Origin of the sequence: Pseudoalteromonas sp. MIP2626 (assembly GCF_013414205.1) — a bacterium.
GTDB classification, from domain to species: Bacteria; Pseudomonadota; Gammaproteobacteria; order Enterobacterales; family Alteromonadaceae; genus Pseudoalteromonas; species Pseudoalteromonas nigrifaciens.
In genome coordinates this window covers 1-1,804 of the sequence record NZ_JAATTW010000103.1, presented here as the reverse complement: position 1 = coordinate 1,804, position 1,804 = coordinate 1, and the positions used below count along the sequence as shown (strand labels likewise).

Annotated in this window: 2 protein-coding genes; one reads left to right on the top strand and one right to left on the bottom strand. The window is 42.5% G+C overall.

What is annotated here, in order from left to right:
- Positions 1-54: 54 nt before the first annotated feature.
- A complete protein-coding gene (locus HC000_RS18165) occupies positions 55-1,269 on the bottom strand; it encodes an RNA-guided endonuclease TnpB family protein (RefSeq protein WP_014610911.1) in 1,215 nt (404 codons plus the stop codon).
- Between the two features lie 24 nt (positions 1,270-1,293).
- Here HC000_RS18165 and tnpA point away from each other — a divergent pair, with 24 nt between their 5' ends.
- On the top strand, positions 1,294-1,707 hold the full coding sequence (gene tnpA, locus HC000_RS18160; RefSeq protein WP_036932744.1) for an IS200/IS605 family transposase: 414 nt from the start codon (positions 1,294-1,296) through the stop codon (positions 1,705-1,707).
- Positions 1,708-1,804: the final 97 nt, after the last annotated feature.

The following is a 1,804-nucleotide window of genomic DNA, read 5'->3' as shown; positions in this document are numbered from 1 at the left end:
ATGAACAACTCCCACTAAACGCTGCGCGTTTTGAAGGAGTTTCAAAAAGAAAGCCTAAGCTACCTTTTTAGGCTGGTTCCCAGCCTGAATACCTAACGCCCAGTTTAAGTTAACTTGCGCACTGGCTACATCGCGGGGCTTCTCACAACCACATTCGCATGAGTGCCAGCGGTCTGCTAAGGATTTCTTCTTCTTAGCTCCGCAGTCTGGGCAGGTTTGACTTGGCTTAACTTGCTTTGTTGGTACTTCAACAAATTCGCTACTAGCTTCTTCCGCTTTGTATCGCAGTAAATTAAGAGTCATGGCTGGCGCGGTGTTCAGAATTTCCCGATTCAGACCAGCCTTTTGTTTCACCATTTTTCCGTTTTTCTCGACAGTACCTTTGGCACTACGAGTCATGTTCTTAACGGTGAGTTTTTCGGTGGCGATCAATGCCGCCACTTCAACTAATTTTGCAGTTTCTTTATGAGTAAAATCGAGTCTTTGACGGGCGATTTTCTGGTGGAGTTTGGCTATTTGATGCTTTAATTTTCGCTGGGTGCGAGTGCCTTTTTTCGCTAACGCGAGGTCACGTTGTAAAGAGGTTAATCGCTCTTTGCTGTTTCTGAGGTAACGGGGGTTTTCGACTTGCTCAAAATTACCATCCTGATCGATAGTCGAAAAGTAATGAGAAACACCCCAATCCAAGCCAACAGCTTTAGTGCCACAGTTTCTCTCAATGGTGTCATACTCCATTGAAACTGAAATGAACCACTCACCATTCTTTCGGATGATTTCGGCAGTTTTCGGCTTGCCTCCTGTGTTTCTAGCTTTACCTCGGATCTTAACGATACCAACATCAGCCAAATAAACAGCACCATGCTTTTTTTCTTTCAGGTTGAGCTTCCAACCATCACCATGAGCCTTGTAGCCCCAACCTTTAAAGCGTTGAAATGGTTTAAAACGTGGGAATCCAGCTTTCTTATCACCTTTTTTGAGCCGTCTAAAAAAACCGTCAAAAGCCAGTGCAACACGTTTTAATGTGACTTGCTCACTCTGAGCATTAGCATTGAAAATGCCATGCGCTTTACGGTTATTACGCCACAGAGTGTTGATTTTGCACTGTTCGTGAAAGTTAAGACTGTAATTAGAATCACGATATGTTTCGATGCGATCACGTAAAGCCCAGTTGTACAACTGGTGATGGTGGACAAACAAATCCATCAGCGATTCTTCTTGAGAAACTGATGGTTTCATTTTATATGTAACTTTACGGATTGCTTTTTTCATAACAACTAATTATATTTAGTGGTTATGAAAAAACAAGCCCTAAATACGCTGTATCACAGCGTTTATAATATTCACTATCATTTAGTCCTTGTAACTAAATATCGTCATCGCTGTATCACGCCAGAGGTTGCCGCGTACTTAGAATCTCAGTACAAAAGGTTGTTAAAATCTTGGGATTGTGAGCTTTTGGAGTGCAATGGTGAGCCAGATCACCTTCACCTTTTAATTTCTGCTAATCCCAAGATGCAACCAAGTAAAATGGTGAACAGTTTAAAAACTGCTACATCAAGACTTGTGCGAAAGGAGTTTTCCGAACACTTGGGTGAGTTTTACTGGAAGCCAGTTTTTTACAGCAGAAGTTATTGTCTGGTTAGTTGCGGAGGTGCACCACTTGAAATCGTGAAGCAATATTTAGCTCAGCAGGAAGGATTTGATTAAAGCCACCACTTCGTGGTGGTGCGCCTTTCACCACCACCTAAATTAACTCGCTTTGGCTCATTAGATTTAGATGGAGCACTTGGCGCTATTGGGTAGA